We start from the raw sequence: 23459 nt of genomic DNA, 5'->3' as shown, positions 1-23459 counted from the left end.
GGCCGAGCCACCCTCACTTCATGGTCAGGAACCGCTGCACCAGCGAGGCCAGCACCACTGCCAGCAGGGGCAGCGCGAACCAGAACATGCCCTGGAGCAGCCGCAGTTGGCGCACGCCGGGCCGCACCGCGACCCGTACGACCTCCCGGGCGGCCAGCAGCAGGATCAGGATGACGGCGGCCAGCGCGCCGACCACCGACCACGGGGTCCAGGTCACCTGTGGCCCGATCGGCCCCGGGTGCGGTCTCGGCACCGCGCCGGCCGGCTGCCTGCGCAGCGCGAACACGGTGACATCGTGGTTGACCAGGACCTTCGTCAGCTCCTGCCGGTCGTCCAGGTTCTCGATCAGCCGGGGCTCCCAGGTCGCCGAGTAGCCCGCGTCCAGCTGCAGATAGGTCACCTGACTCTTGTTGATCATCAGATATGAGTTCGGGCCGGCGTCCTTGAGCGCCTTGACCAGGCCGGACACCAGCACCGGGTCGGTCGGTGCGAGCGTCGGCACATAGTTCACCCGCTCCATGTCCTTCGACCCCCAGGGCATCGCCGGGGTCACGTCGTTGACCGTGTCCTGGGTCAGCCACAGCAGCCGCAGTGTCGGCTTGTCGTGGGCGTACACCCAGTTCATGGCCGCGACCTCGCCGGGCCGGGTGCGCTCGAACGGCTCGTTGCCCCAGCGGGCCACCAGGAAGCCGCCCATCAGCAGCAGTCCGGCGAGCAGCGCGGCCAGCGGGGCGAGGCTCACCCGGTCCTTCTCGCGTTCCTGCGCGGTGACGCCGGTGCGCGGGAAGAGGGCGAGGGCGCCGAGCAGGGCCGCGCCGGGCACCGCGAACATGAAGACGCGCAGCGCCATCTCACCGCCGTACGACTGCATGCCGAAGCCCAGGAACGGCACGAAGGTCAGCACCAGCAGCGAGCGTTCGCGGTAGCGGTGGAAGCGCCGGCGCCACCAGCCCCAGCAGGCGAACGCCATGACCGAGCCGGCCAGCAGCACCCGGGTGTACAGCACCAGCTTGTGGGTGGAGTTCCCGCCCTGGATACGGCCGGAGACGGAGGTCGAGACATTGCTGCCGACGCCGCCGACCCCGCCGAACAGGTCGTTGAAGTGCCCCGACCAGTACGGCTCGGCCATGAATCCCACCCAGACCGCGACCAGCACCGCGAACAGCAACGGCAGCCCGCGCAGTTCGGACCGGCCGAGCAGGACGAGGGCGGTGAGCACGCCGAGCATGACGAACGGGGTGAGCTGGTGCGCGGGCACGCTCGCCGCGTACAGGCCGATCAGCACCAGCAGGAGCACCGCTCGCCGGCGGCGGTCGGCGGGTTCCACCTCGGCCTCGCCGGGGCGGAACTTCGTCCAGATCACCCGCGGCGGGCGGAACCAGACCAGCAGGATCGCCACGAACATCAGGTACAGCAGATAGGTGAAGCCCTGCGGCGAGAAGTAGTCCTGGCCGACCCAGCCGCACAGCACGAACAGCCAGACGCCGGTCCACTTCGCCCGCCAGCTCGCCCGCAGGGACCGGGTGAGCAGGAACATCGGGGCCAGATAGGCGAGCTGGATGGCGGTCGGCCACCAGCGGATCACCTCGGTGAAGTCGCTGACCCCGCAGGCCCGGCCCACGAACGCGGCCACCGCGAAGAAGCCCGGCCAGCTCCAGCGGGCGTCCAGGTCCGGTACGGCGGACCCGGTGCGGTCGATGTAGTCGATGAAGCCCAGGTGCTGCCAGGCCGTCGGGAACCGCGGCTCGGTCTCGATCACCGCCGGCAGCGCGTGCAGCGAGACGACCGTCGCGAGCAGCGTGAGCAGCAGCAGCGCCCGGTGCTCGCGGCGCAGCCAGAGCAGCGCGGCGAAGACGATCACCAGCAGGGCCGCGCCGGCCAGCGTCGGCAGCGGCAGCACCGAGATCAGCCCGAGCCCGCCCATCCGGTCCAGGTCGGCCTCGCCGAGCCGCAGCGCGGGCACCCAGTACAGCAGCAGCGCGGCGAACAGCAGACAGCCGAGGACGACACCGGTGCGGGTGGGCAGCAGCCGCTGCCGGAGCGGCACGGGGCCCGGCGGTTCGCCGGGCACGGGTTCGTCCGGTACGGCCTCCTGCGCGAGGGACGCGTCGGTCTCCGCCACGGAGTCGATTCTCCCGACGGACGCCTCCAGCTCCTCCTCCGTGAACGGCGCGTCGACCCCCGCCGCCTCCGCCTCACGCAGCAGCTCGGCCTCGGCCGGGCCCAGCGAGGCCTCACCGCCGGGCTCCCGCTCCTCGACCGGCAGGCCCAGTACGGGCACCGGCGTACCGGCGGGCGGGGTGCCGGGGCCCGGGCGGACGTCCGGACGGCGTTCCACATGGTCGAAGTCGACGTGGATGCCGAGGGCGAGGGTGTCGGAGTCCAGCGCCCAGGCCGGGCCGGGCCGGCGCGCCGGTGAGGGCGACGGGATCTCACGGGCCCCCAGATCGGCGAGGTCCCCGTCGGGTGCCGCCGTGTCGGGCACGGCGTCGGCCGCGGTACGGATCGTCCTCCAGAGCCTCGGCGCGGCGATCGCGGCGATCACCGCGAGGCTCGCGGCCTCGGCGAGGCCCGCGCCGGTCAGCCCCATCCGGGGCAGGAGCAGCAGCGTCAGGCTCAGCGTCAGGGCGCACAACAGGCCCTGGAGCCAGGCGAGTCCGGCGGTGCGGCTGCGCGCGCGCAGCACCGCGAAGTAGGTCTCGATCACCACCCGCAGCACCGAGCCGATCGCGAGCCAGCGCAGCAGCGGGGTCGCCGCCTGCGCGTAGCCCGCGCCGAACACGCCGAGGATCCAGGGCGCGCCGATGATCCACAGGGCCGCGATGGGCAGCATGATCCGGGCCATCCGCTTCAGCGCGGCGCGGGTGTAGGCGGCCAGCCGTGCCGGGTCGTGCGAGCCCTCGACCGTGAGCGACGCGCCCATGTTGATGGCGAGCAGATCGGTCGTGCCGCCGATGGTGGTGGCGATGTAGAAGTACGCGTTCTCCGCGGAGCTGACCTGCGAGGCGACGAGCACCGGAACCAGGTAGATCACCGCGAGGGAGAACAGCGAGCCGGTGTAGTCCCCGGCCAGGAACCTGCCGACCTGCTTCAGCGTCGGCGGCTCGGCGCGTCCCTCGGTCGCCTTGACGTGCCGGGGCGCCAGCCGGCGGAACACCAGCCAGCCCAGCGGCACCACCGAGGTGGCGATCGCGGCCACCCAGGAGACGAAGACACCGGTGGTGGGGATGGCGACGGCGAACGCGACGAGCAGGGCCAGCTTCACCGCCGAGAACACGGTGTTGCCCACCGGCACCCAGGTCGCGCTGCGCAGCCCGGTCAGCACACCGTCCTGCAGGGTGAGCACGTTCCAGGCGATGACGGCCGCGATGAAGCCGAGCCCGTTGACCGTCCCGTGCAGGAAGCGGTACGACGGCCCCCAGGTGTCCAGGGTCAGCAGGAAGACACCCGCCGCGAGCGCCACGAGCAGGGAACTGCCCGCGTACGTACCGAAGACGAGCCGGCCGGTGCGTCTGCCGGCCACCGGGATGAACCGGGCCAGGGCGCCGGTCAGGGTCACCGCCGTCAGCCCGGCGAGGAACTTCATCGCGGCGATGGCGGCCGAGCCCTGCCCGACCGCCGACTCGGAGTAGTAGCGTGCCGCGGCCAGCCAGAAGCCGAGTCCGAGGACGGCGGAGATGCCGGTGTTGAGCATCAGCGCGTAGGCGTTGCGGAACAGCGGGCTGCCGCCGGCGGACCGGCCGGTGCCGGGCAGGCGGAGGCGGCGCCCGGACTTCTGGGATGTCTCGGCGCCGGTCGTCGTGGACTCGGTCGTGGTGGTCGTGTCAGACACGGGAACGGATGGCCTTCCGGCGGACCTGACGGGCTCTGCGGACGAGGGCGTAGCCCTTGGTGAGGGCGCGATCCCTGGCGAAGGTGCGGGCGATGGCCCGGCCGTGGAGCAGCCGCTCGAACTCCTCCACACTGGTGGAGCGCCGGACCGTGACCCGCTGGAGGGCGTACGGCCCCTGGCGGCGGCGGGCGAGGCCGTTGCCGACGGCGAGGGCCTGGCCGTACCCCACCTCGCGCACGGCCTGGCGGACCCTGCGGTCGGAGTGGCCGTAGGGGTAGGCGAAAGACGCCGGCCGGTTGCCGAGTTCGTCCCGGACGATCTCCGTGCAGCGGGTCAGCTCCGTGCGCAGCACGGCGTCGCCCAGCTGGTCGAGCTGGGGATGGGTGTGGCTGTGCCCGCCGATCTCGACGCCGGCGGCGGCCAGTTCGCGCACCTGCCCCCAGTCGAGCATGGTGTCCAGGCCGCCCCCGGTGTCGTGAGCGCCCCTGATCCAGCCGGTGGAGACGAACAGGGTGGCCGGGAAGCCGTGCTTGGCGAGGACGGGCAGCGCGTGCCGGTGCACGCCCTCGTAGCCGTCGTCGAAGGTGATCAGCACCGGCCGGGCGGGCAGCGGGCGGCCGGAGCGCCAGCGGGCCGCGAGGTCGGCGGCGGTGACCGGCGTCAGGTCCAGGTCGCCGATGAGCGCCATCTGCTCCGCGAACGCCTCCGGCGCGACCGAGAGGGCACGGGTGGCGTCGTTGGGCGCGGTGGCGACGGAGTGGTACATGAGGATCGGTACGGGCGTGTCACTCACCTGTTCCCCCTTCGATGGGCGCCACCGAGAACGTCGTACCGCCCCGTCGCGCCGCCCGCAGGCTGCCCAGCGCGTAGCCGCCGGCGGCGCTCAGCACCCCGGCGACGATCGCGCCCGCGCGCCCCGCGCCGCCCGGCCGGGCCAGCAGCGCGTCCCGCAGGCCGCGAGCGACCCCCGCGGGCAGCACCCTGGTGGTGTACCGGCGTTCGGACTCCAGGCCCTTGTCTGCGCCGACGCTCTTCGCGACCAGCGCCTTGGACAGGCCCTCGGCGTAGGTGCGGGTGCGGAAGTAGGCGAAGTGCTCGCGGGGCTCGGGCACCCGGTGATGGATCACCGCGCGGTCGTCGATGAGCAGGACGGCGTCGGGGCGGGCCCGGGTGAGGCGGATGCACAGCTCCGTCTCCTCGCAGCCCAGCGGGCGGCGGTCGCCGTCGCGGCCGATCCCGGTGGCGAAGCCGCCCGCCGCCTCGAACGCCGTACGCCGGAAGGAAGCGTTTCCTCCCAGTACGTTGCGGACCTGGACCCGGCCCGGCGGCAGCCCCTTGTAGGTGCAGCCCACCACCCAGTCGAACTCCTCCGGGAACCAGGCCGGCCGCCGGCCCGAGGCCCAGACGGGCACCGTGCGGCCGCCGACCGCCATGACGCGCGGGTCGGCGTAGCACTCGGCGAAGCGGCGCAGCCAGTCGCGTTCGGCCACGGCGTCGTCGTCCAGGAAGGCGATGACCTCGCCGTGGGAGGCGGCGATGCCGGTGTTGCGGCCGGCGGACAGGCCGCGCGGGCCCGCGTTGGCCAGCACCCGGACGCCGCCGGCCTCCTTGTACTCGCGCTCCAGCCGGTCCTTCAGGGCCGGGTTGTGGTCCACGACCAGGAGCGTCTCCAGCGCCGGGTACGACTGCGCGCGCACCGAGGAGACCGCCGCGAGGATGTCCTCCCAGCGGTCCTCGGTGTACACGCAGATCACGACGGAGATGCCGGGATCTCTCAAGACACCTCTCCCCGGACCGTGTCGAGCATCGGCGAGTGGTGTTCCTGGCGGCGCAGTTCGCGCCGGTTGGAGCGTTCCCCGAGGATGACCTTGAGCACCCGGAAACCGTCGCGCACGGCCCGCAGATTGCTGGTGCCGTGGATGCGCAGGTACTCGTGGCTCGGGATCTCCTGCACCTTCAGGCCGGCCTTGACCACTCTGATGTTCATCAGCGTCTCGACCTCGAAGCCGGTGCAGTCGAGGTCGATCTTGTCGAGGCAGTGCCGCCAGAACGCGTTGTAGCCGTAGCACAGGTCGGTGTAGCGGGCGCCGAACTTGCGGTTGACGACCGTGCACAGCGCCCAGTTGCCGAGCTTGCGGATGAAGGTCATGTCGTCGGTGCCGCCGCCGTTGGCGAAGCGCGAGCCCTTGGCGAAGTCGGCGCCGGAGACCAGCGCGGAGACGTACGACACGATCTCGTTGCCGTCGGCGGAGCCGTCCGCGTCGACCATCACGATGATGTCGCCGCTGCAGGCCTCGAACCCGGTGATCAGGGCATCCCCCTTGCCCTTGCCCCGTTGTTCGACGACCTTGACGTCCGGCCACAGGGACCGGGCCACCTCGACGGTGTCGTCCGTGGAATTGCCGTCCACCAGGACGACTTCGTGTATCCAGTCCGGAAGCGTCTTGAAGACGTAGGGCAGATTCTCCGCCTCGTTCATGGCGGGAATCACCACGCTCACCGGCGGAGTGATCGCGAGGTGAGAGGAGATCGGCCGGTAGTGCGCGGCGATTAAAGGATCTTGCCCCGAACTCGGCGGGCGCAGGACGGAACTCATGAGTCTTTTCCCTCTCGTCCGGTGGACCGCCCACCCCCGGGCGGCCCGGCTCTGTGTCCGGTTCGAAAGGGGGGTTCTCATCTTCGGCGCGGTGAAATGATCTCCGTGCACGCCGATGAGCTGGCAAAGCTGGCCGGTCCGCCGGAGAAAGACGGCAGCCGGTCGCGCGGCACGACTCGGTCACAGTTGCGGTCACCGAGCACGGCACCCCCCTACCGCGCCCCGCGCCGGTGGACGCCACGGCCCCTGAGCCCTCCCCTGGTGCCGAGTGCCGACGTGCCGGTGCGGGTGAGATGTACGACGGTATTGACGATTGAACCCTAAAGGCAACCCCTGTGTGGCTGCCTCACGATTTTGTTGGTTTGGTCGTTACACAACTTTGGCCGGAGTTGCTCGGTCTTGTGTGCGTTTTCCGGAAATTCGTTCCCGGAGCACGACCAGCAGCAGAAGCAGCAGGCTCAGTACGGTCATCGCGACCACCCCGCCGCGCACCGACCAGCGGTGGACCGCGAGCATGCCTTGGGCGACCAGCATGTTGACGACGACCGAGCCCGCAAGCGCACAGAGTGCACGGCCGAAGGGATCCAGCCCGCGCAGAGCTGCGGCGAGTGCCACCGCCGGCGCCGTCAGCAGGAAGAGCAGAGTGCACGGGCCGCGCAGCGGAGAGGCCGCGTCGATGAGAGCGAGCAGCGCGCCGGTCAGCGCCACGGCGGTCGCGGCCCCCGCGAGCAGCGGCAATGAAGATGTCTTGTTGCGTATGGTCTGCATTGGCGACTTTGCCCCCCGACGCGCCGGATGCCGGGCTTCAATGTGGCGCAGTTCATGTGGGGTCGTCAAGAAGGCGGTTGTCGAACCGTCAACAGAAGTGGCATGTCCATGCAATAGATGAGCGGTGAACGTTTCGCGTTGATCCCGTTGAGACCGCAAAAGTCTTGGCATGGACACTTCCCGTCAACACGCGTAGTTGCTACGACGGTTGAGGCAGAGATCCTGCTAAAGGGAGGTTCCATGAGACGTTCCCGACTTACCGGATTCGTTACCTCGCTCCTCCTCGCCGCCGGCCTCGGTCTCACGGGCGCCGGCCATGCGACCGCCGCGACCGGTGGCTATGTGGCACTCGGCGACTCCTACTCCTCCGGAGTCGGCGCGGGCAGCTACATCAGCTCCAGTGGCTCCTGCGACCGCAGCACCAAGGCGTACCCGTACCTGTGGAACGCCGCCCACAGCCCGTCCTCGTTCGCCTTCAACGCCTGCTCGGGCGCCACGACGGACGACGTGATGGCGGGCCAGCTCGGCTCCCTGAACTCCGCCACCTCACTGGTGTCCATCACCATCGGCGGCAACGACGCGGGATTCTCCGACGTCATGACGACCTGTGTGATCCAGTCCGACAGCGCCTGCATCGACCGGATCAACACCGCGAAGGCGTACGTCGACTCCACGCTCCCCGGCAAGCTGGACACCGTCTACAACGCGATCAGTGCCAAGGCACCCAATGCCCGGGTGGTCGTGCTCAGCTACCCCCGCTTCTACCTGCTGGGCCAGACCTGCCTCGGACTCTCCGACACCAAGCGGTCCGCGATCAACGGCGCGGCCGACTACATCGACGCCGCCATCCAGAAGCGCGCCCAGGCCCACGGCTTCGTCTTCGGCGACGTCCGCACCGCCTTCTCCACCCACGAGATCTGCTCCGGCGACTCGTGGCTGCACAGCGTCAACTGGCTCGACATCAGCGAGTCGTACCACCCCACCGCGGCCGGCCACTCCGGCGGCTATCTGCCGGTGTTCACGAACAACGCGTGATCCGAACGGGCTCGCCCCTCAGGGTGAACTCGGCGGTGAGCCCGATGCCGAAGCGGAGGCCCCGCCCGACGGGGTCTCCGTCGCCGTGGCCGTCGTACAGCTCACCGAGAACGGGACCGCGTTCGACGTGGTCTGCACGGGAGCGCGCACCTTCACGCCGATCCGGTCCTCGGTCGTCCCGCTGCCGTGATACACCGTCAGTGTCACCCGCACCTGCCGGCTCTTCCCGCCGCCGTCCGGGAACGACAGCGTGTGCCATCCGGGGTCGGACACCGATCCGCGTGTCGTCACCCACCGGTACTCCACCTGCGCGGGCAGCCGCCCCACCGTGAACGTCGCCGTGAAGGTGGGCGTCCGCGCGTCCGGCGGCGGGCAGGTCCCGGAGTAGGTCGTGTCCGTGCCGGCCACGGTGACCTGCACGGACTGCGCGGGCTGGGTGTTCGCCGACGTGCTGCTGCTCGCCGACGGCGGCGCGGTCGTGCCCGACTGTGTGCTGCCTTGCGCCGTCGGCGTCCGCGCACCACCGCTCGTCCGGGTGTCGCCGCCCGCGTTTCCCTTGCCACCGCCGTTGTCACGGTTCAGCAGCCCGTACGTCAGCCCCGCCAGCGCCAGCGCGACCAGGAGCAGGCCCGCCACCAGCACCGCGCCCGCCCGCCGGTTGCGCCGCGGCTCGTCGGACGCCGTGGACGCCGTGGTGCCGGGCATGGGCAGCGGCGGGGTCGGGGAGGGCGGTCGGTGCGGGGCCGCGACCGTCGGGGTGGCGTACGGTGGCACCGGCATCGTGGCCGCCCGGGGCGCACCTCCCCCGGAGGGGGCACCCCCGGCCGCTACGATCCGCAGCTCGTGTTCCGCCCGCTCGGCGTCCAGCCGCTCGGCGGGGTCCTTGCGCAGCAGCCCCTCGATGACCCGGGTGAGCGGACCGGCCCGGTGCGGCGGCGGCAACTCCTCGTCCACCACGGCGCGCAGGGTGCTGATCGGGGTGTCGTACCGGAACGGCGAGACGCCCTCCACCGCCGCGTACAGCAGCACCCCCAGCGACCACAGATCCGACTCCGGGCCCGGCGTCCGCCCCAACGCCCGCTCCGGGGCGAGGAATTCGGGCGAGCCGATCACCTCGCCGGTCATGGTCAGCGCGGAGCTGCCCTCGACCGAGGCGATCCCGAAGTCCGTCAGCACCACCCGGCCGTCGTTGGAGAGCAGCACATTGGCCGGCTTCACGTCCCGGTGCAGCACCCCTGCGGCATGCGCGGCGCGCAGCGCGGACAGCACCTCGGCGCCGATGTGCGCGGCCCGCTGCGGCGACAGCGGACCCTCCGCCTCCAGCTGCTCGGCGAGCGACAGCCCGCGTACCAGCTCCATCACGATCCACGGCCGGCCGCCCTCCACGGCCACGTCGTACACCGTGACCACGTTGCGGCCCGCGACCCGGGCGGCCGCCCACGCCTCCCGTTCCAGGCGCGCGTACATCCGCTCCACGTCAAAGGCCGGCAGCCCGGCCGGGGCCCGCACCTCCTTGACGGCCACCTCGCGGTGCAGCACCTCGTCCCGGGCGCGCCACACGGTGCCCATGCCGCCCTCGCCCAGCGCGGACAGCAGTCGGTAGCGGCCCGCGATCACACGTTCGCGGCCCGGCTCTTCGGACACGGCGCCCCCAAGGCAAGTCGCGTGATTTCTCCCCGTCGCGTGATTTCACCCCAAGTTAGCTCAGCCGAGCGCGGATGCGGCCCCCTTGAGTACCAATCCGGCGCCCAGAGCCATGACGACCAGGGCCGACGCGAGCGGTACGGAGCGGCGTACCAGCGCGGCCACCGGGTGGCTGGTCCAGCGCGGACGCCGCTCCAGCACCCGGCTCATCCCCGACCCCAACCGCACCACGGCGAATCCGGCCGCGGTGAGGGTCAGCGCGAGCCCGGCGCCGTAGGCCACGACGAGCAGCAGCCCGAACCAGGCCTTCCCGAGCGCGGCGGCACCGACCAGGACCACCACGGCGGAGGGACTGGGCACCAGCCCACCCGCGAAACCGAGCAGGAGGGTGCCACGGAGGGTGGGGGCGGTGGGGTGGGTGTGGGTGTGACCGCCGTGGGTGTGGGTGTGGCCTTCATGGGTGTGGGTGTGGGTGTGGGTGTGACTGGAGTGGCTGTGGCTGTGGCTGTGGGCGTGTCCCCCATGGGTGTGCCCCACCTGGTGCGCGGGGTGATGGTGGCGGGCGGACCACACCCTCCGTACGAGGCCCGCACCGGCCACCAGGACCAGTGCCCCTCCCGCGATGCCCAGCCAGGCGATCACCGACGGCGTGGCGGCGGAGCCGGCGGTGACCAGCAGGCCCAGGGCGACCACCCCGAGGGTGTGGGTGACGGTGACCGAGGCGGCCAGCGGCAGCACGTCCCGAAGCCTCGCCCGGCCCCCACGGGCCGCCGCTGCCGCGGCCATCAGGGTCTTGCCGTGACCCGGCGCGAGCGCGTGCAGCGCGCCGAGGACGACCGCGACGAGCAGCGCGAGCGCGGCGAAGCCGACGGTGAGGTCGTGGCGGGCCACGAGGCCGTCCAGCGCTTGGGTCCAGCGGTCGGCGCCCCGCGGCAGGATCGCGGCACCCGGTTCCGCCTGCCGCTCCTCGGCGAGGGCCGGGCCGCCGGGACGCAGGCGCACGGAGGCGGCGGTGGTGTCCGCCGGAGAGGACAGCAAGTCCTTCGGATACGTGGTCAGTTCGTGCGAGACCGATGTCTTCGGCACGTCGGTCGCGGTGAGTGTCATGCGGTCGCCGCGCGCGGTGATCTCCCGCCAGCCGGGTCCCCCGGTGGCACCCGCGCTGTGGAAGCCGAGGGTCACGGTGGCGCCGCGGGGGAGCGGGGCGGTCAGCCGGCACTCCACGCGCAGGGTGTGCAGTCCGGCCTGACCGGGACGCAGCCGCGCCGTGGCGCCGACGGCGGTCAGCGGGGCCGTACGGCCGTCGACCGTGAGCCTGCTGCCCTCGGCGGCCCGCGCACACCGCTGCCGGGCCCACTCGGCCGTGCCCAACCGCCGGAGGTCGGGCCCGGCCTGGGTCGCCGGGATCTCGGCGAGGTCCTCGACGTGGTCCACGCGGAGCTGTCCGGGGGCGGCGACCAGGCCGTCGTAGCGGTTGACGGTGAAGTTCCCGAGCGGGTGCGCGCTCGCCGGGCCGGCCGGCAGCAGCGCGAGCGCGCACCCGGCGAGGAGGAGGAAGGGCAGGCGTCGCTTCACTGCGTGGCCTCCAGGGCTTTGCGGGCCTCGGCCGCGCCGAGCGGGGAGAAGCCGGGGTTCAGGCGCAGGGCCGAGGTGAGGGACGCGCGGCCGGCCGTGCGGTGGCCCGTGGCCAGCTCGATCATGCCGCGGTGGTACAGGAAGGCGGCGTTGCGGTAACCGGTGGCGGTGGCCCGGCGGGCGTATGGCAGCGCCTCGGCGTCCCGGCCGTTCACATGCAGCGCCCAGGCCAGCGCGTCCGCGGTGTGCACGGTGTGCCGGCGGGCCCATTCGGCGCGGGCCGCGCGCAGGGCGGCCGCCTTGTCGCCGTGGTCGGCGGCGGCCAGCGCGGTGTCGAGATCGGCGTTGACGCCGTTGGCCCGGGCCAGCGCGATCCAGGCGTCCACGAGCGCGTACTGCTGCCTTGCCCTGGTCCGGTCGCCGGCCGCGCCACGCGCCTCGTACAGCTCGCCCAGTTCGACGAGCGGACCGGGCAGCGGATACCGGGACACCACGGTCTCCATCCCCTTGATCGCCGCCGCGCGGTCCCCGCTCGCCGCCTGCGCCCGCGCCCGGCCCTCCAGCGCGGGCAGGTAGGTGTCGTCGGCGGCGAGGGCACGGGCGTAGTAGGTGAGCGCGGTCCTGTAGTCGCCCTGGTTCCAGGCGAGTTGACCGAGCTGGGCGGACACGTACGCGATGTCGCCCGGGGAGGTGGCGCCCGCCAGCGCCTGCTTGAGGACCCGGCGTGCGGTCACCACGTCACCCCGCAGTTCGTGTACATACGCGTACCGGGTGAAGACCGGCACACCCGGCTTGCGGGCGTCGGCGGTCTCGGCGGCCTTCGAGGCCTCGGCGTACCGGCCGAGTTCGACCAGGGCGTCGATACGGGAGGACAGCGCCCGCTCGCTGTACGGGTTCTGCCGCAGGGCCTGGTCCGCGTAGGTCAGGGCGTCCTTGAAGTCGTGCCGGGCGGCGGCGAGGGCGGCGCGGCCGGCCAGCGCCTGATCGTTGTCCGGCACCAGGGCGAGGGACCGCCCCAGTGCCTTGTCCGCCTGCGGATAGCGCGCGGGGTCCCCCTTGGTCCGCGCCTGCTCGACGTACGCCAGCCCCAGCGTCGCCCAGCCGCCGGAGTCCTTGGGCTGGGTCCGCAGATGCGCCTGAAGCGCCGCGATGCTCGCGTCCAGGCCACCGCCGGTGAGCACCCCGGGATCCACCGCGGTCGAGGCGACCGGCACGGTGACGGGCGTCCGACTGTCCCCGAGCGCGACGGCCCCACCGGTCACCGCCACGGCCAACAGCGCCGCACAGCCGATGAGCCGGGCGGCCCGCCAACGCCGCCCGGCAGCGGCAAACCGCCGCACGGCAGCCACACGCTCATCGGCTCCGGGGGCCGGAGCCGCCTCGGAACCGACCTCCACCCGTTCGGCGCCGGAGCGGCCCTGATCGGCAGCCTCCGGCACATCGCCGTCACCGCCGCTCACCATCGGCCCGGCGCCGTCCTGACCCCCGCCGCTCGCCTCTTGGCCGGCGTTGTCCTCCTGGCCGGCGCTGTCCCGACGGCGGCCGCCGGCCTCCTGCGCGGCGTCGCCCGTCCGCGCGCTGCTCGCCTCCTGCGCGGCGTTGCCCCTCCGCGCGCTGCTCGCCTCCTGGCCGGCGTTGTCCTGACGCCGGCTGCTCGCCTCCTGCGCGGCGTTGCCCGTCCGCGCGCTGCTCGCCTCCTGCACAGCGTTGCCCGTCCGCGCGCTGCTCGCCTCCTGGTTGGCGTTGTTCTCCTGGCCGGCGCTGTCTTGACGCCGGCCGCTCGCCTCCTGTGCGGCCTTGCCCGTCCGCCCGCTGCTCGCCTCCTCGTCGGTGTTGTCCTCCTGGCCGGGGCTGTCCTGACGCCCGCTGCTCGCCTGCTGCTCCGCGTCACCGCTGTGCCCTGCGTCGGCCTTCCGCCCGGTGGCGCCCTTCCGCCCGTCCATGTCGTCGTCCTGTCTGCGCGGGCCCATGCCGTCTCCTGCGTGCGTCGGTCGTGTGGAAGGCGCGGCCCGTCGTGGGGGAGGGGAAGATACGGGCCGCGCCGGTCTGGGGTGGGGCGGGTCAGTACGGGCGGCGCATGCGTCGGCGCCACCAGCCGACGGCCGTGCCGAGGAGCAGGATTCCGGCCGCGCCCGAGGCCGCCGACGCGGCGATCAGCACTGTGTTGCCGGAGCCGCCGGAGGACCCGGCCGGTTGCAGGGCGTCGCCCAGCTGGCTTCGGACGTCCGTGCCTGCCGTCGTGCCCTTGGCGAGCGGGCCGCGCGAACCGGAGGTGGGCTCGGCGACGTACGGGAAGTACTTTTCGAAGCCCTTGTCGTTCTTGTCCACCGCGTCGCCCAAGTCGTTCTTCGAGCCGACCAGTTCGCCCTCGACGACCTGCAACGCCTCGTCGATCACGTCGTCGGTGAGCCGGCGCCCGTTCGGGAAGCCCGCGTTGTCGCCGTCGAGTACGCCGAGACGCTTGGGGTGCATGGCCGGCTTGATGGAGGTGTTCAGCCGCAGTTCCTCCGCAGGGCGCACGTTCGGGGGCTGGTTGAGGCCCTTCACGCCCTTCAGGAAGACGTCGACCAGGTCGTTGCGCGGCTCACTGGGCGCCTTGATCTTGTAGATCGACTCGATGAGCTTGGGCAGTTCGGGGTTGGTGACGTTCTTCAGGAACTGGGCGTCGTACCAGGGCTGGGAGGCGTTGAACCTGTCTTTGTCCTTCTGCGGGTTCACCACCTCGTTGACCAGCGGGTTGCCCAGGCGCGAGACCTGTGTGTAGTACCCCTGCGCGTTGCGGCGCTGCGTGGTGGACCAGATGCCGACGATCGGCTGCCCGGCCGACTCGCGGATCAGGTCGTTCGGCACCTGCAGGGCGATGGTGTTGACGTTGTAGCCCTTCAGGGTGTCCCGGCCGACCTCGCTGAGGTTGCCGCCGTACAGCAGGTCGAAGACGCGCAGGTCCGCGAAGAACGGGTCGTCCGCCTGCCCGGCGAAGGTCGCGGCACCGCCCGCCGTCTTGTACACGGCCTGCGCACGCAGCTTGCCGTAGTCCGGCATGGATGCCTTGCCGACGTCCGACGGCGCCACCGGCACATCGTCCGCGAGCTTGGTGTCCGCCACCACGTGCTGGTTCTTCAGCCGGATCAGATCGATGTCGTACGTCTGTGTGATGTTGAGGTCGGGGTCGGCCAGGCTGGTTACCGGGCCCGTGTTGTACAGGAACGTGTTCCCGTTCTTCGTATGGGTCTTGAAGGTGTAGCGGAACACCAACTCGCCCTGGGCGTCGCCGTTGTTGTCGATGTGGATGTCGTACTGGGCGTCGTCGGCGAACGTGTAGAAGTTCGGCCCGCCCGCCGGCTCCTCGAACGGGATCCAGTTCGCCACGATCGTCGTCGTGTCGGGTTTGTCCGGGCTGACGAACGCGTACAGGTCGGTGTTGTCGTACTGCGGGGTCCCCGAGATCAGCGGGGCCTCGCGGTGGGAGGAGGCGGAGGCCGCCCCGGGTTCCAGCGCGGCGGCGCCGGCCGCCGCGAGCCCTCCGGCCGCCAGCGCACCGCAAAGGAGCGCGGCCAGGCCCGTGCGTCCCGTGCCGCTCCTTGCGAAGGGCCCCCTGGAGAAGAGAGGTGTCATGCCGTCCGTCCTCAGTGCCGACTTGCCTTTGACGGACGGGTCTTCGGAGCGGGCCCGCGGATCGGATTGGTCGGACGGAGAAAATCCGCGGAAAAACTTTGGGCCCGCTCCGACCCGCGTTTTCGGTCCGCCGATCCGTATCTCCGGCGGGAGGTGTGCGGTCGTGCGGATGCGTGGAGTGCGCGGTAGGGCCGGCTGTGGCCACGGAGAGGGGGCCCGCATGCGGGCGGACGAGCTGCTGGTGCTCGTCGCGGGCGGCGACCAGCGGGCGTTCGAGGATCTGTACGCACTGGTGTCCGGGCCGGTGTACGGACTCGTACGACGGGTGGTGCGCGACCCCGCCCAGTCCGAGGAGGTCGCCCAGGAGGTGCTGTTGGAGACATGGCGCTCGGCCGCCCGGTACGACCCCGGCCGGGGCAGCGCGCTGTCCTGGATCCTCACCCTCGCCCATCGCCGTGCCGTCGACCGGGTGCGCAGCGCCCGCGCGGCCGGCGAACGCGAGCAGCGGGAGGCCCTGCGGGCCGGGGAGCCCGCCTTCGACCAGGTCGCCGAGGAGGTCGAGGCCGGCATGGAGCGCGAGTGGGTGCGCCGCTGTCTGCGCCGGCTCACGGACCTGCAGCGCCAGTCCGTGACCCTCGCCTACTACGACGGCTACACCTACCGTGAGGTGGCCGAGCGGCTCTCGCTGCCGCTCGGCACGGTCAAGACGCGGATGCGCGACGGGCTCACCCGGCTCCGCGAGTGCCTGGGAGGTGCCGCGTGAGCTTCCTCGGCAAGCTGCTGCGCCGCGAGGACCTGCACTCCCTCGCCGCGCCCTACGCCCTCGACGCCCTCGAACCGGGCGAGCGGCGCCGGTTCGAGAAACACCTGCAAGGGTGCGACCGCTGTGCCGCCGAGGTGCGGGAACTGGCCGAGGACGCGGTGCGCCTCGCCTGGTCCACGGCCGCCCACGCGCCCCCCGCCCTGCGCGAGCGGGTACTGGCCGCCGTACAGACGATCCCGCAGGAGGAAGCCAAGGCGCCGACCCGGGAGCGCACGCCCCAGCTGCCGCCGCATGTCTGGGGCACCCAGCCCCCGCCGGGCCGCACCCGTACGCCCCGCACGCGCCCCCTGTTCGTGCCGTTCGCCACGGCCACCGCGGCGGCGGCCCTCGTCGTCGCCTCGCTCTTCGCCGTGCAGGCCCAGCGCACCCAGGACCGGCTGGACGCGGAGCGGGTCCGGGGACGTGAGATCGCCCACGTTCTGGCCGCGCCCGACGCCCGCGCCACCACCAGCAAGGACGCCCAGGGCCGGGCGTTCGGAGTGATCGCTTCCGCCTCGGAGGGAGAGGCTGTCGTCACCCTCAGCGGATACGGCAGCCCGCCCGCCGGCCGCGTCCGTCAGCTCTGGCTCATGCGCCCCCGCGCGCAACCGCGCTCCCTCGGGCTCTTCGCGGCCGACACGCCCTTGGTCGCGAAAGGTCTCGACACCTCCTCGACGTCACTCGCGGTGACCGTCGAGCCTGACGGCGGCTCAGCGCAACCCACCAGCCAGCCCATTGTCCAACTCACCCTGAAATCGGTCGGATTCGGAGAGTAGTCAAAGAGGGATGGTCAACACCCTTGCAGGGAAGGTGAATCCTGTGGGCGCGATACACGCGTGCCCCTCTGGGGCGATAGGGTTACTCTGCCCGGGCCGGGTGGACTCGTACGGGTGGGGAGTGACATGGAGCAGATAACAGTGCGCAGCAGGGCCAGGGTCCCTGCGATCACCTGCGGCAGCAGCGCGACCAGTTCGCGCCTCGACCGCCATCTGTCGGTGCTGGCGGGTCCCGCCATACCGCAGCGGGAGACGGTCGAGGCGACCTCGCTGATGCGTGAGCTGACGGCGCGTGACACCACGCACGAGCGTACGGGCCGGGGTGCCCGGGTGAGCCGGGTCTCGCTCTTCGCCCCGCTGCGTCGACTGCGCCGTTCGCTGTTCGGCGGCCACCGACACTGAGCGCGCCGCGCGCTCAGGCCGCCACGCCGTCCCGGCGCATCGCTGCGATCTCGTCGTCCGTCATCCCCACGGCACGCAGCAGCGCCCCGGTGTGCTGGCCCAGCGCGGGCACATCACCCATCCGCGCCTCGTCCCCGCCCGGCAGTGTGATCGGAGGCAGCAGTGCCTTCAGCGGCCCGACCGGCGATCCCACCTCACGCCACCGCTCCCGGGCCGCCAGCTGCGGATGCCCCGCCAGTTCATGCAGGTCACGCAGCCGGGCGCAGGCGAGGCCCGCCTTCTCCAGCCGGGCCAGGGCCTCCTCGGCGTCCAGTACGCCGAGGGCCCGCGCCACCAGCTCGTCCGTCTTCTCCCGGTTGGCGACCCGTGACGCGTTCGTGGCGTATGTCGGGTCCGTCCCCAATTCCGGGCGCCCTATGACCTGTTCGGCCAGCCGCCGCCACTCCCGGTCGTTCTGCACCGACAACAGCACGCGTCCGCCGTCCGCCGTCGAATAGGCGTCATACGGCGCGATGACGGCGTGCGCCAGGCCGGTGCGCGCCGGGGGTTCACCCCCGTGCATCGCATGGTGCAGCGGATGCCCCAGCCACTCGGCCAGCGCCTCCAGCATCGACACCTCCACCGGCCCGCCCCGCCCGGTCGTGCCGCGCCGGACGAGAGCCGCCAGGACGCCCGAGAACGCGTACATGGCCGCCGCGATGTCCGCCGCCGGGACGCCCGCCTTCACGGGCTGCTCCGGCGTCCCGGTCACCGACACGAGCCCCGCCTCGCACTGCACGAGCATGTCGTACGCCCGCTTGTCCGCGTACGGGCCGAAGGAGCCGTACCCCGAGATGTCCACGGCGATCAGCCGCGGATGCGCCGCACACAGCGTGGCCGCGTCCAGGCCGAGCCGCGCCGCCGCCCCGTGGGCGAGGTTCTGCACGAAGACGTCCGCGTCCGCGATCAGCCGCCGTACGGCCTCCAGGCCGCGTGGGTCCTTCAGGTCCAGCGCGAGGGACTCCTTGCCGCGGTTGCACCACACGAAGTGCGAGGCGAGACCGCGGGCCGCGGTGTCGTACCCGCGCGCGAAGTCGCCGCCGTCGACCCGCTCCACCTTGATGACCCTGGCTCCCAGGTCGGCGAGCTGCCGGGTCGCGAAGGGCGCGGACACGGCTTGTTCGACGGCGACGACGGTGATGCCGTCCAGGGGCAGGGGCTGCTGATCCGTGGGCTGTTCCATGCCCGGATCATGGCCCGTGACCGGCGGGTTTGTCAGCAGTGCGGCATCCGCCACCCTGGCCGTGGCCGAGCGCGCAGTTCCCCGCGCCCTCGTGCCCGTCCGGGATCCGTCCCGGCCCCGGCGGGTGAAGGACGTCGAGGACATCGCCCGCCCGGAAGCCGCTCTGCGGCGCCGCTAGATCAGGGCGAACTGGCCCTCCGGGCCCTCCTCGTGATGGTCCAGGACCGAGGCGGGGCGGCGGGACGCCTCCGGTACCGGGAGGATGCCCGCCTCCCGGAGGTCGGTCGCCGTGATCGAGGTCGTCACCTTCAACTCGGCCCGTTGCGGCCGCAGTTCGGCCAGCAGGGACAGGACCGTGATCAGTTCGAGCAGTTCCGACGTCCAGGTCTGCGGCCAGCCGGCCGGGCGGATCGCCGCCAGGGTGCCGGGTTCGGCCGGTGCCGTGCGGGTGGTGAACCAGGACTCCAGGATCCGGGCCCCGGCCACCTCGTAGTCCCATGCCTCCGGTGGGACGGGGGAGATGCGGCCCTCGTCGACGTGGAGGGTCTCCTCGTCCTGGTCGTAGTGCAGGGTGAGGGGCCGGACCGGCAGGGGCGCGCGGACGTAGGGGCGGCGGCCGCCCGGCAGTTTGGGGCGTTCGCCGTCGCGGCGCATCAGCCACAGCATGCGGCGGCCCAGTTCGACGCCGGTCGACCAGACGTCCGGGTCGTCCGTGAGCGGGACGGTCAGGTCGCCGGTGGCGGCCGCCAGGATCCAGGACAGGACGTCGACCGGAGTGGGGGACTCGCCCAGGCGGTCGGCGAGGTGGGCCGTGAGGCCTGACGCGAGGTTCGGTTCCGTGCCGCCGGGCCGGCGGTACAGCGGGCGGACGCGGCCCGAGCGCAGGGTGGGCAGCAGGGAGGTCACCAGGAGCGGGCCGTTCTCGTCTCCGCTCTCCACCGTGAAGACCTGGTGCGCGTCCGCCACCCGCCACAACTCCGGGCGCGCGGCGTCGATCAGCCGGTGGTCGGGGATCAGCCACTGTTCGTCGAAGGGCGCCGCCAGGACGCGAACCGGCTCGGCGCAGGGGCCCTCGGCGCGGGCCAGCCGCTCGGTACCGGTGGACTGGCCGGGGAGCTGGCTCACCGCGGAGTTCGGCGTGCGGGCCCGGGTCGGCTCGAAGAGGGCCTCGCGATCCGGTCCCTCGGCCCTGAGCAGGGCCTCCCAGCGGGCCTTCAGGGAGCCGGGATCGGGTGCCGTCGGCCAGGTGCGGCCGGGCCGCAGCGGTGCGACGGACCACGGCATGAGGTCCGCCAGCGGCGGAGCGTCGTCGTGCGTCACGCGGGGCATGGTACGACAGCGTCCTGCAGGGTCGCGCCCCTAAGGGGCGCGAGGCCGTGTCCGACGTGCGGCTCCGCCGCGTGGGCGCGCCCAGCCACAACGAACCCGCAGGCGCCCGACGACACGATGCGGCACCCCATCGCGGCGGAACCCCGCGGAGCGCTCACGCATCCAGGGTGACCGTGAACGAGAACCGGTCCCCCCGATACTGAATCACCGCCACATCCAGCACCCGCCCGCCGCTGTCATACGTCACCCCTGTGTAGTGCAGGATCGGACTGAGCAGCGGCACCTGCAGCAGCCGCGCCGTCTCCGGGTCCGCGAGCCGTGCCTCAACGGTGTCCGTGATGCGGCTGATGTCCGCCCCGACCACGTCCCGCAGCACCTTCGTCATCGGCCAGCGGACCAGGTCCTCCAGGTCGATGCGCGCGGCGAGTTCGGGGCGTACGTGGTTGACGGCGTGGTTGGTCGGCTCGCCCGTCTTCTCGTCGCTGCGTAGGCGGTGGTACGTCATCACCTGTGCGAGGCCCGGGAAGTACTCGGTGACACCGGCCGGCACCGGTGTCATGCCGTGGTCCAGCAGTTCCGTCGTCATCCCGGACTGCTGGGCCACGATCGCGTCCACCGAGCCCAGCAGCCGGACGGGCGCGCCCCGCCGGACGTCGGGCTCGATGAACGTGCCGCGCCGCCGGTGGCGGCTGATCAGTCCCTCGTCCTCCAGCTCCTTCAGCGCCTGCCGCATGGTCAGTACGCTCACGCCGTAGTGCTCCGCCAGCTGCTCCTCCGTGGGCAGCCGCAGCGGGTCCTCGGGGGAGCGGCCGAGTATCGAGGCGCGCAGCGACTGCGACACCTGGTACCACAGCGGCAGCTTGCGGTTCAGGACGATCGAATCCGGGGCGAAGGAGGTCACGCGGCTATCCGTACCTGTCGATGAACGTCAAGCGCAACAGAGGCGTCATCCGCGGAAATGGCGCTGGAGCCCCTGCCACACGTCGTCGTAGCGCTGCTGGAGGTGGTCCGCGCCGGCCGCGTGCGGGGTGAGGGTCACCGGCCAGCGGGTCTCGAACATGAAGGCCAGACCGTCGTCGATCTTCTGCGGCTTCAGCTCGGCCGCGCTGGCCCTGTCGAAGGTCTCCCGGTCCGGGCCGTGCGCCGACATCATGTTGTGCAGCGAGCCGCCGCCGGGCACGAAGCCCTCCGCCTTGGCGTCGTACGCGCCCTCGATCAGGCCCATGTACTCGCTCATCACGTTCCGGTGGAAGTACGGCGGCCGGAAGGTGTCCTCGCCCACCAGCCAGCGCGGGGCGAAGACGACGAAATCGACGCCGGCCAGGCCCGGGGTGTCCGACGGGGACGTCAGGACCGTGAAGATGGAGGGGTCCGGGTGGTCGTAGGAGATGGTGCCGATCACATTGAAACGGCGCAGGTCATAGACGTACGGCACATGGTTGCCGTGCCAGGCGACCACATCGAGCGGGGAGTGGTCGTAGGTGGCCGTCCACAGGTTGCCGCAGAACTTGTTCACCACCTCCACCGGGCCGGCCACGTCCTCGTACGCCGCCACCGGTGCCCGGAAGTCCCGGGCGTGGGCGAGGCCGTTGGCGCCGATCGGGCCGAGGTCGGGCAGCTGGAACGGTGCGCCGTAGTTCTCGCACACATAACCGCGCGCGGAATCATCCAGCAGCTCCACACGGAAGCGCACCCCACGGGGAATCAGCGCCACATGTGCGGGTTCCACAGCGAGCCGGCCGAACTCGGTGTGCAGGAGCAGTCCGCCGCGCTCCGGCACGATCAGCAGCTCGCCGTCGGCGTCGGAGAAGACGCGCTCCATCGAGGTGTTGGCGTGGTACAGGTGCACGGCCATGCCGGTGCGCTGGGTGGCGTCGCCGTTGCCGCCGAGGGTCCACAGGCCGGCGAGGAAGTCGGTGCCGGCCGGCGGCTCGGGCAGCGGTTTCCAGCGCAGCCGGTTGGGGTCGGGCACGGTCTCGGTGAAGGGGGCCGTGCGGATCGTGCCGTTGTCGGTGCGGGTGAACGCCGGGTGCGCGGCCGAGGGGCGGATGCGGTAGAGCCAGGAGCGGCGGTTGTGCGCCCGCGGCTCGGTGAACGCCGTGCCGCTCAGCTGCTCCGCGTACAGCCCGAGCGGGGCTCGCTGCGGTGAGTTGCGGCCCTCGGGCAGTGCGCCCGGCACCGCCTCCGAGGCGTGTTCGTTGCCGAATCCGGTCAGATACGACAGTCCCGCGGCGGCCTTCCGTGCTTCCCCGCGCTCGAACACGCTCGCGCGGGAGGTACCCCCATCGCTCATGATCGCTCCCTTGCGCTTCTGATCGCGCTGTTGATCGCTCCTTATTCCTATGTATCACCGTAGGAATACGCGGGGGCGGGCGCAAGAGGGCCGCCGTGCTCCGCCGGCGAGCGGGCGCATGCGGAAAGACCCTGTTCCGGCCGGACCGTCCCTGGCGCGAGAGGGGGCGGGATCGGTGTGAGACTGGGCGCGGAAGGGGTGATTCCGTGTCGGGCCCACCGCACGCGTCCGTCGGCTTCGACGCCGCCGTCGACGAGAGGCGGCTGGAGGAGCTGATCGTCGAGGCGCAGACGGCCCTGCCGGTCGAACTGCCCGCCCTGGCGCACCGGTGCGCTTCGGCTCTCGGCCTGGACAGCGCGCTGATCTACCTCGTCGACCTGCAACAACGGCAGTTCATCCCGCTGGACGAGGCCCTGGAGCCGCTGCCGGTGGCCGACTCGTCGGCCGGCTGGGCGTACCGCACCCTCTCCCCGCGGGTGGCCGACACCGACGACGGCGTGATCATCTGGATGCCTCTGGTCGACGGCGCGGAGCGGCTGGGCGTGCTGGCGGTACGGACCGACTGGCCGGACGAGGCACGCATGCGCCGCAGTAGGATGCTCGGCCATCTGTTCGCCATGCTGATCACCTCCAAGCGCGCCTACAGCGACTGGCTCGCCGCCCGCATCCGCCCCGACGCCGACCGCGAGTGCGTCCGGACCCGGCCGCGCGTACTCCCCCAAGGGGACCTCACCGAGCGGACAGAACCAGACTTGAGGCGGATTCGGAAGACCGGAGGCCTGCTCTACTCTCCGGGGCATGCCGAGGACGTCGTGGACCCGCAGGACGCTCGCCGCGCTCGCGGCGGCCGTCCTGCTGCCGCTCGGCACGGCGGCCTGCACGACCGGGCACACCCGCGGCGGCACGGTCTCGCCCTCGCCGGTCGGCAAGGTCCTGGACGACACCGACTCCACCGGCCGGCATCTGCGCGAGGTCGACAGGAAGAACGCGCCGCAGGTCGGCGTCGAGGTCACCCCGGACTCCGTCGGCGGCTGGGACGTCCGGCTGACGTTCCACCACTTCCGCTGCTCCGCACCCGGCGCCGGGGCCACGGCGGTGCCCGGGCGCGGGCTCGTGTACCTCTTCGTCGACGGCCACCGGATCACCCGGCTGCGCTCCCACGAGTACCACCTGCCCCACGGTCTCGTCCCGCACGGCACCCACCACGTCACCGCCCGCCTGTACGCCGACGACGGCACCGTGTGGGCCGTGCACGGCAAGCCGGTGCAGAGCACCGCCGACATAACGGTGTCGGACGCGGAGACGGCGCCGGCCCGGCCCTAGGACCCTGTCGTCAAATTCCCGCCTGCTCGGCGGCGTCTGGCACGCACGCTCGCCGCGTTGCCGAACCGCCCACGTGGGCGCTCCGGCGCCTTGCGATCGCACGCACCAGACGCCGCCGAGCCCGCCCTGCGGGCGGACGACGGGAATTTGACGACAGGGCCTAGACCGGCACGGCGACCCCGGCCGCCAGGAATTGAGTGCACCGGCCACTCTTCTCCGTACTGGAGGGCGAGGTTCACCCGGCCCC

General features: G+C 72.1%; 19 protein-coding genes. 6 read left to right on the top strand and 13 right to left on the bottom strand.

Translation table 11 applies throughout. The annotated features are described in order from the left end of the window. Positions 1 to 13: 13 nt before the first annotated feature. The 5 genes from ACWCQS_RS28200 to ACWCQS_RS28180 form a co-directional block, all read right to left on the bottom strand. Complete coding sequence (locus ACWCQS_RS28200; RefSeq protein WP_451007047.1) at positions 14 to 3832, bottom strand: lipopolysaccharide biosynthesis protein; 3819 nt, start codon at positions 3830 to 3832, stop codon at positions 14 to 16. Then, positions 3825 to 4625 carry a polysaccharide deacetylase family protein gene (locus tag ACWCQS_RS28195; protein WP_451007046.1) on the bottom strand — a complete coding sequence of 267 codons (801 nt, stop codon included), beginning with the start codon at positions 4623 to 4625 and terminating at the stop codon, positions 3825 to 3827. The genes ACWCQS_RS28200 and ACWCQS_RS28195 overlap by 8 nt, the downstream gene beginning before the upstream one ends. Beyond that, positions 4618 to 5610 carry a glycosyltransferase gene (locus ACWCQS_RS28190; RefSeq protein WP_451007045.1) on the bottom strand — a complete coding sequence of 331 codons (993 nt, stop codon included), beginning with the start codon at positions 5608 to 5610 and terminating at the stop codon, positions 4618 to 4620. The genes ACWCQS_RS28195 and ACWCQS_RS28190 overlap by 8 nt, the downstream gene beginning before the upstream one ends. Further along, a complete protein-coding gene (locus ACWCQS_RS28185; RefSeq protein WP_450982334.1) occupies positions 5607 to 6428 on the bottom strand; it encodes a glycosyltransferase family 2 protein in 822 nt (273 codons plus the stop codon). The genes ACWCQS_RS28190 and ACWCQS_RS28185 overlap by 4 nt, the downstream gene beginning before the upstream one ends. Before the next feature lie 369 nt (positions 6429 to 6797). Continuing rightward, entirely contained in the window at positions 6798 to 7196 is a 399-nt protein-coding gene (locus tag ACWCQS_RS28180) for a hypothetical protein (protein ID WP_451007044.1), read from the bottom strand. Positions 7197 to 7436: 240 nt separating this feature from the next. On the opposite strand from ACWCQS_RS28180, the gene ACWCQS_RS28175 reads away from it, so the two are divergent. Continuing rightward, complete coding sequence (locus tag ACWCQS_RS28175; RefSeq protein ID WP_451007043.1) at positions 7437 to 8231, top strand: SGNH/GDSL hydrolase family protein; 795 nt, start codon at positions 7437 to 7439, stop codon at positions 8229 to 8231. 18 nt (positions 8232 to 8249) lie between these two features. Here ACWCQS_RS28175 and ACWCQS_RS28170 read toward each other — a convergent pair whose 3' ends face one another. The 4 genes from ACWCQS_RS28170 to ACWCQS_RS28155 all read right to left on the bottom strand — a co-directional run bounded on the left by ACWCQS_RS28170 (position 8250) and on the right by ACWCQS_RS28155 (position 15065). Continuing rightward, entirely contained in the window at positions 8250 to 9875 is a 1626-nt protein-coding gene (locus ACWCQS_RS28170; RefSeq protein ID WP_451007042.1) for a serine/threonine-protein kinase, read from the bottom strand. A 60-nt stretch (positions 9876 to 9935) separates the two neighbouring features. Then, positions 9936 to 11450 carry a nickel transporter gene (locus ACWCQS_RS28165; protein ID WP_451007041.1) on the bottom strand — a complete coding sequence of 505 codons (1515 nt, stop codon included), beginning with the start codon at positions 11448 to 11450 and terminating at the stop codon, positions 9936 to 9938. Continuing rightward, a complete protein-coding gene (locus ACWCQS_RS28160; RefSeq protein ID WP_451007040.1) occupies positions 11447 to 13420 on the bottom strand; it encodes a hypothetical protein in 1974 nt (657 codons plus the stop codon). Before ACWCQS_RS28160 ends, ACWCQS_RS28165 begins: the two co-directional genes overlap by 4 nt. Positions 13421 to 13511: 91 nt before the next feature. Next, positions 13512 to 15065 (bottom strand): DUF4331 domain-containing protein, encoded by a 1554-nt coding sequence (locus ACWCQS_RS28155; protein ID WP_451007039.1) that lies wholly within the window; start codon positions 15063 to 15065, stop codon positions 13512 to 13514. A 220-nt stretch (positions 15066 to 15285) separates the two neighbouring features. On the opposite strand from ACWCQS_RS28155, the gene ACWCQS_RS28150 reads away from it, so the two are divergent. From ACWCQS_RS28150 to ACWCQS_RS28140, 3 genes are all read left to right on the top strand, one after another. Then, positions 15286 to 15828 carry a sigma-70 family RNA polymerase sigma factor gene (locus ACWCQS_RS28150; RefSeq protein WP_388626520.1) on the top strand — a complete coding sequence of 181 codons (543 nt, stop codon included), beginning with the start codon at positions 15286 to 15288 and terminating at the stop codon, positions 15826 to 15828. After that, entirely contained in the window at positions 15825 to 16643 is an 819-nt protein-coding gene (locus ACWCQS_RS28145) for an anti-sigma factor (RefSeq protein ID WP_451007038.1), read from the top strand. The genes ACWCQS_RS28150 and ACWCQS_RS28145 overlap by 4 nt, the downstream gene beginning before the upstream one ends. A gap of 126 nt (positions 16644 to 16769) precedes the next feature. Next, positions 16770 to 17045: a hypothetical protein gene (locus tag ACWCQS_RS28140; RefSeq protein ID WP_330340950.1), complete on the top strand. Its 276-nt coding sequence runs from the start codon at positions 16770 to 16772 to the stop codon at positions 17043 to 17045. Between the two features lie 13 nt (positions 17046 to 17058). On the opposite strand, the gene ACWCQS_RS28135 is transcribed toward ACWCQS_RS28140, so the two are convergent. Then, positions 17059 to 18267: a CaiB/BaiF CoA transferase family protein gene (locus ACWCQS_RS28135; RefSeq protein WP_451007037.1), complete on the bottom strand. Its 1209-nt coding sequence runs from the start codon at positions 18265 to 18267 to the stop codon at positions 17059 to 17061. Positions 18268 to 18283: 16 nt separating this feature from the next. On the opposite strand from ACWCQS_RS28135, the gene ACWCQS_RS28130 reads away from it, so the two are divergent. Further along, positions 18284 to 18445 carry a hypothetical protein gene (locus tag ACWCQS_RS28130; protein WP_451007036.1) on the top strand — a complete coding sequence of 54 codons (162 nt, stop codon included), beginning with the start codon at positions 18284 to 18286 and terminating at the stop codon, positions 18443 to 18445. Here ACWCQS_RS28130 and ACWCQS_RS28125 read toward each other — a convergent pair. The 3 genes from ACWCQS_RS28125 to hmgA form a co-directional block, all read right to left on the bottom strand. Then, entirely contained in the window at positions 18442 to 19596 is a 1155-nt protein-coding gene (locus tag ACWCQS_RS28125) for a type ISP restriction/modification enzyme (RefSeq protein WP_451007035.1), read from the bottom strand. The two genes, ACWCQS_RS28130 and ACWCQS_RS28125, sit on opposite strands and share 4 nt — an antisense overlap. A 154-nt stretch (positions 19597 to 19750) precedes the next feature. Continuing rightward, a complete protein-coding gene (locus ACWCQS_RS28120) occupies positions 19751 to 20497 on the bottom strand; it encodes a GntR family transcriptional regulator (protein ID WP_451007034.1) in 747 nt (248 codons plus the stop codon). A gap of 45 nt (positions 20498 to 20542) precedes the next feature. Continuing rightward, on the bottom strand, positions 20543 to 21889 hold the full coding sequence (gene hmgA / locus ACWCQS_RS28115; RefSeq protein WP_451007033.1) for a homogentisate 1,2-dioxygenase: 1347 nt from the start codon (positions 21887 to 21889) through the stop codon (positions 20543 to 20545). Positions 21890 to 22687: 798 nt separating this feature from the next. Between hmgA and ACWCQS_RS28110 the strand changes: the two genes are divergently transcribed. Then, entirely contained in the window at positions 22688 to 23212 is a 525-nt protein-coding gene (locus ACWCQS_RS28110) for a hypothetical protein (protein WP_451007032.1), read from the top strand. The last annotated feature ends 247 nt before the right edge of the window (positions 23213 to 23459 follow it).

This window comes from Streptomyces sp. NPDC002076 (assembly GCF_053593835.1).
The sequence above is the reverse complement of the archived record's forward strand: the minus strand, read 5'-3'. Positions and strand labels throughout refer to the sequence as shown.

Excerpts from the sequence above, each read along its gene's own strand:
- ACWCQS_RS28185 (WP_450982334.1), bottom strand. The coding sequence starts at position 6,428 with ATGAGTTCCGTCCTGCGCCCGCCGAGTTCGGGGCAAGATCCTTTAATC.
- ACWCQS_RS28180 (WP_451007044.1), bottom strand. The coding sequence starts at position 7,196 with ATGCAGACCATACGCAACAAGACATCTTCATTGCCGCTGCTCGCGGGG.
- ACWCQS_RS28175 (WP_451007043.1), top strand. The coding sequence starts at position 7,437 with ATGAGACGTTCCCGACTTACCGGATTCGTTACCTCGCTCCTCCTCGCC.
- ACWCQS_RS28160 (WP_451007040.1), bottom strand. The coding sequence starts at position 13,420 with ATGGGCCCGCGCAGACAGGACGACGACATGGACGGGCGGAAGGGCGCC.
- ACWCQS_RS28155 (WP_451007039.1), bottom strand. The coding sequence starts at position 15,065 with ATGACACCTCTCTTCTCCAGGGGGCCCTTCGCAAGGAGCGGCACGGGA.
- ACWCQS_RS28150 (WP_388626520.1), top strand. The coding sequence starts at position 15,286 with ATGCGGGCGGACGAGCTGCTGGTGCTCGTCGCGGGCGGCGACCAGCGG.
- ACWCQS_RS28140 (WP_330340950.1), top strand. The coding sequence starts at position 16,770 with ATGGAGCAGATAACAGTGCGCAGCAGGGCCAGGGTCCCTGCGATCACC.
- ACWCQS_RS28135 (WP_451007037.1), bottom strand. The coding sequence starts at position 18,267 with ATGGAACAGCCCACGGATCAGCAGCCCCTGCCCCTGGACGGCATCACC.
- ACWCQS_RS28125 (WP_451007035.1), bottom strand. The coding sequence starts at position 19,596 with ATGCCCCGCGTGACGCACGACGACGCTCCGCCGCTGGCGGACCTCATG.
- hmgA (WP_451007033.1), bottom strand. The coding sequence starts at position 21,889 with ATGAGCGATGGGGGTACCTCCCGCGCGAGCGTGTTCGAGCGCGGGGAA.
- ACWCQS_RS28110 (WP_451007032.1), top strand. The coding sequence starts at position 22,688 with ATGCCGAGGACGTCGTGGACCCGCAGGACGCTCGCCGCGCTCGCGGCG.